Source organism: Pseudomonas sp. 10B238 (assembly GCF_000970615.1).
In the GTDB taxonomy this organism is placed as follows: Bacteria; Pseudomonadota; Gammaproteobacteria; order Pseudomonadales; family Pseudomonadaceae; genus Stutzerimonas.
In genome coordinates, this window is record NZ_KQ033955.1 from 1 (window position 1) to 7,678 (window position 7,678).

A 7,678-nucleotide genomic window follows, 5' to 3' on the forward strand; every position below is an offset into this window, starting at 1 on the left:
TTCGGTGGGCTGAAGCCCACCCTACAGAACCGCCCGCGTCGATGAATGAGCACTCGTAGGGTGGGCTTTAGCCCACCGTTTCCCAATACGCCGCACAGAACATTGAAGGAGCCTGCACAGCAGGGCTCTCGACAGAACAACAAAGAGGAATCCGCAATGTCAGTCTTCACCCATCCCGATTTCGATGGCCACGAACAGGTGGTGTTCTGCCACGACAAGGCCTCGGGCCTGCGCGCGATCATCGCCATCCACAACACCACGCTCGGCCCGGCGCTGGGCGGCTGCCGGATGTTCCCCTACGCCAGTGACGACGATGCCGTGCGCGACGTGCTGCGCCTGTCTCGTGGCATGACGCTGAAGTCTTCCCTGGCCGGGCTCAAGCTCGGCGGCGGCAAGGCCGTCATTATCGGCGACCCGCATACCGGCAAGAGCCAGGCGCTGCTGCATGCCATGGGCGATTTCGTCGACAGCCTCGGTGGTCGCTACATCACCGCGGCCGATTCCGGCACCGGCGAGGCGGAAATGCAGGCCTTCGCCCAGCGCACCCGCCACGTCATCGGTGCGACGCCGCGCACCACGCTCGACGGCAGCATCGCCAGTGGCGATCCCTCACCGTCCACCGCGCTGGGTGTATTCGTCGGCCTGCGCGAGGCGGTGCGTCAGCGTCTGGGTCGTGACGATCTGACCGGTCTCAAGGTCGCGATTCAAGGTGTCGGGCATGTCGGTCTGGGGCTGGCCCGGCACTTGAAACAGGCCGGTGCCGAGCTGTGGGTCTGTGACATCTTCGATGCCAACGTGCGTCAGGCCATGGAGGAGCTGGGTGCCAACGCGGTGCGCCCGCACGACATCTACGGGCTGGACGTCGATGTGTTCGCCCCGTGCGCCATGGGCGGCATCCTCAACGCCGAAACCCTGCAGACCCTGCGTGCGCCGGTGATCGCCGGTGCCGCGAACAACCAGCTGGCGAGCCCGGAGATCGGCGCCGAGCTGCAGCGTCGCAACCACCTCTACGCGCCGGATTATGCGATCAATGCCGGCGGCATCATTGACGTGTACTACCAGCGCGTCGGTGGCAGCGCGGCGCAAAGCGATGCGCACATCAGAGGCATCGCAGAAACCCTTCGCGAAATCTTCGAGCGCGCTGCCAGCAGTGGCGAGTCCACTTCGATCGTCGCCGATCGTTTGGCGCAGGAGCGGCTTGGCGGCGTGCATGCAGTGCCGCAGCGCCTGCAGGCGTAACGAGCATGAGGGCGGCCCAGTGCCGCCCGTTTTGTTTTCGGCAGCCCGAGCCATTCTGCCGAGCGTGTGCAAATCCCTGACAAAAACAACAAGCAGGAATCCACAATGACTGACAAAAGCAGCATTGCCGCCGGTACTCTCGGTGGCGCCTCCGTTCGTACTCAGCAAAGCGCCGCGCGCGGCCTCTGGTCCTCGCGCTGGGTGTTCTTTCTGGCCGCTACCGGTTCCGCGGTCGGTCTGGGCAATATCTGGAAATTCCCCTACATCACTGGCGAGAACGGTGGCGGCGCCTTCGTGCTGGTCTATCTCGGCTGCATCCTGCTGATCGGCATTCCCTTGCTGATGGCCGAAGTGATGATCGGCCGGCGTGGTCGGCAGAACCCCGATGGCGCGGTGGCTCGCCTGGCTCGTGAAGCCGGTGCCAACACCAAATGGCGTGTTGCGGGTTGGCTCGGTGGCCTGACCGGCTTTCTCATTCTCAGCTTCTACCTAGTGGTGGCTGGTTGGGCGCTGTCCTATATCCCGACCACGCTCAGCGGGACTTTCAGTGGCGTAGGTGGTGATGCCAGCGGCGAGCTATTCAACGGCTTGCTGGCCAGCCCGATGCGGCTGATCGTCTGCGGCACGCTGGTGCTGGCGGCGACCATGCTGATCGTCGGTTTCGGTGTGCGCGGCGGGCTGGAGCGCTCGCTGCGGTTCCTCATGCCGGGTCTGTTCGTGTTGCTGCTGGGGCTGGTCGGCTATGCCGCAGTCACGGGCGAGTTCCTGCAGGCGCTAGCATTTCTCTTCGTGCCGGACTTCTCGGCATTGACCGCCACCAGCGTGCTGATTGCCCTGGGGCATGCCTTCTTCACGCTCAGCCTCGGTGCGGGGGCGATGATGGTGTATGGCTCCTACCTGCCAGAAGGCACCTCGATTGCCAAGACCTCGGTACTGGTGGCGCTGGCTGACACCGTCGTTGCGCTGCTGGCCGGTATGGCGATCTTTCCGCTGGTGTTCGGCAACGGTCTGGAGCCGGGCGCCGGGCCGGGGCTGATCTTCGTCACCCTGCCCATCGCCTTCGGTCAGATGCCGCTGGGCCAGGTGGTGGGTGGGCTGTTCTTCGTCATGCTGGTGATCGCGGCGCTGACCTCGGCGATATCCCTGAGCGAACCGAGTATTGCCTGGATGACCGAGCGCTTCGGCCTGAGCCGCCTCAAAGCCGTGCTGGTCAGTGGCGGCCTGCTCTGGGTGCTGAGCCTGGGCAGCGTCTTCTCCTTCAACCTCTGGGCTGACTACCAACTGTTCGGCAAGACCTTTTTCGACAGCCTCGACTACCTCACCACCAACTGGCTGATGCCATTGGGCGGGCTGATGACGGTGCTGTTCACCGGTTGGGTGATGAAGGAGCAAACGGTGCGCGACGCCATCGGTATCCGGCACGGCGGGTTGTTCCGCGCCTGGTGGTTGCTGCTGCGCTTCGGTACGCCGCTGGCGATCGTGCTGGTGTTCCTCAACTTGAGCGGGCTGATCTAGGGAAGCGCAGTCGCCGTCGCGTTACGCACAATATTGGTGGTGGAGAGGGGCGGTGCAACCAGCTGTCGCACCGCGCCGTCAGGTTTTCGTTACGCGCTCACCGACGCAACCTTGCATTGCGGCGCTCGCGACGGGCCGTAAAGAAAACCTTCCGGCCCAAGCGCGTTGAAGCAGCGAGCCGCGCTACCGGCGGGCTTGTGCACCCCGTCGGAGTGGTTTGTTATGGGGGCGGCCAAGCCAATCCTGCGGTCTTGCGATCATTGATCGCCAGGGCTGCGGGGACGGTCAAAGGATATTGCCCGCCACAGAGAAACACGTACTGGGAGCGTTATGAGCAGTGAAACAACCACAACGGCCGGTTCGTCGCCCACGCTGAAACTCTACGGTTACTGGCGATCCAGCGCCGCCTACCGGGTCCGCATCGCGTTGAACCTCAAAGGCCTCGCCTTCGAGAACCTGCCGGTGCATCTGGTCAAGGACGGCGGCCAGCAGCGTTCGGCCGACTACAAGGCACTCAATCCGCAGGGGCTGGTGCCTTTGCTGGTGGACGGCGACGAGCGCATCAGCCAATCGCTGGCGATTCTCGAGTACCTGGAGGAGGTCTTTCCGCTTCCGGCTTTGCTGCCGGACGATCCGGCCGACCGCGCGCGGGTGCGCTCATTGGCGCTCCATATCGCCTGCGACCTGCATCCACTGAATAACCTGCGCGTATTGCAGTACCTCAGCGGCCCGCTGGGCATCGAAGACGAGGCGAAGCAGCAATGGATCCAGCACTGGATTCACACGAGCCTCGCGGGCGTCGAGCAGGGGTTGGCGGCGTTCGACGGCAAGCTGTCACTCGGCAGGCGGCCGGGCTATCTGGAGGCATGCCTGATTCCGCAGGTATACAATGCGCGCCGTTTTGCCTGTGACCTCAGTGCGTACCCGCGCATTTTGCAGATGACCGAGCAGTGCGAATCCCTCGAAGCCTTTGCCAACGCAGCTCCGGAGGTGCAGCCCGACGCTCAATAGGTTTATCCGCCTTGCACTCCGTCGCGTCATGAGCGCGGCGGGTTCGATTCCGTCACAGATAACAACAAACAGGTGACGCATGACCCGTGAAAAACCCAAGAACCTCTGGCTCTCCCGCTGGGGCTTCATTCTTGCCGCGACCGGCTCTGCAGTCGGCTTGGGCAACATCTGGAAATTCCCCTACATCACCGGCGAGTACGGCGGCGGCGCCTTCGTGCTGATGTACCTGGCGTGCATCCTCGCCATCGGTATTCCGGTGATGATGACCGAGATCGCCATCGGCCGTCGGGGTCGTGGCAGCCCCATCGATGCCATTGGCAGAGCGGTCCGTGAAAACGGCAGCAGCTCCCTGTGGAAGGGCGTCGGCGGCATGGCCATGGCGGCCGGCTTCTTGATTCTCTGCTTCTATGTGGTGGTGGCCGGTTGGGCGTTCGCCTATACGGTGAAAATGCTCGACGGCTCGCTGGCCGCCAGCTCGGTCGACGGCTTGGCGCAGGTGTTCGAGGCGCACAACGCCAACCCCTGGCAGCTCGGGGGCTGGAGCGTACTGGTGGCGTTGTTGACGCTATGGATCGTGGCCAAAGGTGTACAGCAGGGCATCGAAAGCGCGGTGCGCTGGATGATGCCGGGCCTGGCGGTGATGCTGTTGATCCTGGTTGGCTACGCCTTCACCAGCGGCGGCTTCGATCAGGGCTTCGCCTTCCTGTTCAGCTTCGATACCTCCAAGCTCACCGGTGAAGCGCTACTGGCCGCACTGGGCCACGCGTTCTTCACCCTCAGCCTGGCATCCGGGGCGATTCTGACCTACGGCTCCTACATCCCCGACGGACAGTCCATCGCGCGGACCACCTTCATGGTCGCGATTGCCGATACGGCCGTAGCGCTGCTGGCGGGGCTGGCGATTTTCCCGATCATCTTTGCCAACGGCATGGACCCGACTGCCGGCCCCGGCTTGATCTTCATGAGCCTGCCGCTGGCCTTCCAGCAAATGCCGTTCGGCACCGTATTCGGCACGCTGTTCTTCGCCATGGTGTCGATTGCCGCGCTGACCTCGGCCATCTCGATGATCGAAGCCACAGTGGCCTACCTCAACGAAAAGCACGGCATCAGTCGCCTCAAGGCCGCCATCGGCGCCGGTGCGGTATTGCTGGTGATCAGCCTGCTGGCGATGTTCTCGTTCAACCTGATGGCTGGCTGGACGCCAATGGGCAAGAACTTCTTCGACTGGCTCGACTACCTGACCTCGCGCTGGATGATGCCGCTGGGCGGGATCTTCATCGTGATCTTTGCCGGCTATGCCCTGCGCAGCGAGATCATGCGTGACGAGCTGGATCTTCCACCGCTGGGCTATGCGCTGTGGCTGTTCATGGTCCGCTATGTCTGCCCAGTGCTGATCACCATGGTGTTCCTGCATGCCCTCGGCTGGCTGGGCTTCGACCCGCTGGTGCGCTGGTACTGGATTGCCGGAGCCATCGGTGCGCTGACTGTCCTCGGCGAGGGGCTGCGACCTCGCGTTCTGCCGGCGCTGACTGGGCGCAACGCCTGAACCGGCGCCAACCCCGCTGACCAGACGGCACTTCCGGCAACGGAAGTGCCGTTTTTGTAACTGGATTGAAGGCGTCTCAGCGAAAGGTCAGACGGCCAGCCCCCCGTTGTTACTGGCTTCGCGACAGACAGCACCCTAAAGCTCTCTAAAGCGTTGCCGATAATCTGATCAGCGCAAGGACGCTTTAACAGAAAACGGATCTTCGTATTGACCCAGATCAGTGTTCGGATTCGCGCCTATGCCCAGCCGTCTCAAGTTCAGCCACAAGATACTGCTCGCCGCGTCACTCGTTGTGATCGCGACTTTCGCCCTGTTCACCCTGTTCAACGACTATCTTCAGCGCAACGCCATCCGCGATAACCTCGACAGTTATCTGGATGAGATGGGTGAAGTCACCGCCCATAACATTCAGAACTGGCTGTCCGGTCGGATCCTGTTGGTGGAAAGCGCTGCGCAGTCCATCGCCAACGACAGCTCCGATCAGAGCGTGGTTGCCTTGCTCGAACAGAAGGCGCTGACTTCCACCTTCGGCTTCACCTATCTGGGTGAGCAGAACGGCCGCTTCACCATGCGTCCGGAAGACGAAATGCCCGCCGGGTACGACCCGCGCACCCGCCCCTGGTACGAGGACGCGGTGGCTGCTGGCGGAACGACCCTTACCGAACCCTATGTTGACGCGGCCACGGGTGAGCTGATCATTACGATCGCCACCCCCGCACGCAGCGGCAGCCAGACGGTTGGCGTGGTGGGCGGCGATCTGGGTTTGCAGGCGCTTGTCGATATCATCAACGCGCTGAACTTCGACGGCATGGGTTACGCGTTTCTGGTCAGCGGCGACGGCAAGGTGCTGGTCCATCCGGACAAGACCAAGGTCATGAAGCCCCTGGCTGAGATCTATCCGCAGAACACCCCGTCCCTGACCAAGGGCCTGAGCGAAGCGGAGCTCGACGGCCAGGCACGCATTCTCAGTTTCAGTCCGGTTCCCGGCCTGCCTTCGGTGACCTGGTACGTCGGCATCTCCGTGGAAAAGGAAAAGGCTTACGCGGCGCTGTCGAGCTTCCGTACCTCGGCGCTCGTTGCCACTGTCATCGCTGTGGTGTTCATCATGGTCCTGCTGGGCATGCTGATCCGCGTGTTGATGCGGCCACTGACCGACATGGGCCGCGCGATGAGCAATATCGCCGAGGGCGAGGGCGATCTGACCCGCCGCCTGACAGTGCAATCGCAGGACGAATTCGGCACGCTGGCGCTGGCCTTTAACCGCTTCGTCGAGCGTATTCACGGCTCGATTCGCGACGTGGCCTCGGCTACCGAGCAGGTCAATGAAGTGGCGCAACGTGTACTGGCCGCCTCCAACTCGTCGATGCTCAATTCCGATGAACAGGCCAGCCGCACCAACAGCGTCGCAGCGGCGATCAATGAGCTCGGCGCCGCCGCGCAGGAGATCGCCCGCAACGCGGCCGACGCCTCGCAGCAGGCCAGCGGTGCCAGCCATCAGGCCGAAGACGGTCGCAAGGTGGTCGAGCAGAACATCGAGGCCATGAAGCGGTTGTCGAGCAACATCAGCGCGTCCTGCCAACAGATCGAGGCGTTGAATACCCAGACGGTTGGCATCGGTCAGATACTCGACGTGATCAAGGGCATTTCTGAGCAGACCAACCTGCTGGCGCTCAACGCAGCTATCGAGGCGGCGCGTGCCGGTGAAGCCGGGCGCGGCTTTGCGGTGGTGGCTGATGAGGTGCGCAGCCTGGCGCATCGCACCCAGACCTCGGCGCAGGAAATCCACGGGATGATCGAGAAGCTGCAGGTCGGGGCGCGTGATTCGGTCAGCACCATGACCGAGAGTCAGCGTCAGAGCGAATCGAGTGTCGGCATCGCCAACCAGGCCGGTGAGCGCCTGGGCAGCGTGACTCGTGCCATCGGCGAGATCGATGCGATGAACCAGTCAGTCGCGACCGCCACCGAAGAGCAGACCTCAGTGATCGAGTCGCTGAACATGGACATCACGGAAATCAACACGCTGAACCAGGAGGGGGTCGAGAACCTGCAATCCACCCTTCGGGCCTGTGGAGATCTTGAGCAGCAGGCTGCGCGGCTGAAGCAGCTGGTGGGGAGCTTCAGGATCTGATCTGGTGTTGGATGAAAGGGCGCATCGGCGCCCTTTTTTGTGCCCGTCTGTATCCGCCACTTATGTAGACGCGAAGGGAGACGCCTAGGCTTGATCGGGTGGTCGCGGCGCGCTCATCTTGGTACGGCGCCGCCCTGTCGTAGGCCCCTAACCTCAGGCCCAGCCCTGCTGGGCGACTCACTTTTTTCAAACGCACCTGCCCGGCCGGCAAAAAAGTAAGCAAAAACGCTTGCCCCTGC

General features: G+C 62.9%; 5 protein-coding genes and 1 pseudogene. All 6 read left to right on the forward strand.

The annotated features are described in order from the left end of the window. Positions 1-156: 156 nt before the first annotated feature. The 6 genes and pseudogenes from RT21_RS22505 to RT21_RS24530 all read left to right on the forward strand — a co-directional run bounded on the left by RT21_RS22505 (position 157) and on the right by RT21_RS24530 (position 7,439). Entirely contained in the window at positions 157-1,239 is a 1,083-nt protein-coding gene (locus RT21_RS22505) for a Glu/Leu/Phe/Val dehydrogenase dimerization domain-containing protein (RefSeq protein ID WP_046164423.1), read from the forward strand. A 105-nt stretch (positions 1,240-1,344) separates the two neighbouring features. After that, positions 1,345-2,754 (forward strand): sodium-dependent transporter, encoded by a 1,410-nt coding sequence (locus tag RT21_RS22510; RefSeq protein ID WP_046164424.1) that lies wholly within the window; start codon positions 1,345-1,347, stop codon positions 2,752-2,754. A 330-nt stretch (positions 2,755-3,084) separates the two neighbouring features. Continuing rightward, complete coding sequence (gene maiA, locus RT21_RS22515) at positions 3,085-3,765, forward strand: maleylacetoacetate isomerase (RefSeq protein WP_046164425.1); 681 nt, start codon at positions 3,085-3,087, stop codon at positions 3,763-3,765. A 79-nt stretch (positions 3,766-3,844) separates the two neighbouring features. Continuing rightward, positions 3,845-5,311 (forward strand): sodium-dependent transporter, encoded by a 1,467-nt coding sequence (locus RT21_RS22520; RefSeq protein WP_046164426.1) that lies wholly within the window; start codon positions 3,845-3,847, stop codon positions 5,309-5,311. Between the two features lie 238 nt (positions 5,312-5,549). Next, positions 5,550-6,581, forward strand: a pseudogene (locus RT21_RS24525) (cache domain-containing protein); the annotation flags it as partial. 93 nt (positions 6,582-6,674) lie between these two features. Beyond that, on the forward strand, positions 6,675-7,439 hold the full coding sequence (locus RT21_RS24530; protein ID WP_371263646.1) for a methyl-accepting chemotaxis protein: 765 nt from the start codon (positions 6,675-6,677) through the stop codon (positions 7,437-7,439). The last annotated feature ends 239 nt before the right edge of the window (positions 7,440-7,678 follow it).

What these genes read in the sequence shown, in the direction of transcription:
- RT21_RS22505 (WP_046164423.1), top strand. Translation starts at nt 157, where the DNA reads ATGTCAGTCTTCACCCATCCCGATTTCGATGGCCACGAACAGGTGGTG.
- RT21_RS22510 (WP_046164424.1), top strand. Translation starts at nt 1,345, where the DNA reads ATGACTGACAAAAGCAGCATTGCCGCCGGTACTCTCGGTGGCGCCTCC.
- maiA (WP_046164425.1), top strand. Translation starts at nt 3,085, where the DNA reads ATGAGCAGTGAAACAACCACAACGGCCGGTTCGTCGCCCACGCTGAAA.
- RT21_RS22520 (WP_046164426.1), top strand. Translation starts at nt 3,845, where the DNA reads ATGACCCGTGAAAAACCCAAGAACCTCTGGCTCTCCCGCTGGGGCTTC.
- RT21_RS24530 (WP_371263646.1), top strand. Translation starts at nt 6,675, where the DNA reads ATGCTCAATTCCGATGAACAGGCCAGCCGCACCAACAGCGTCGCAGCG.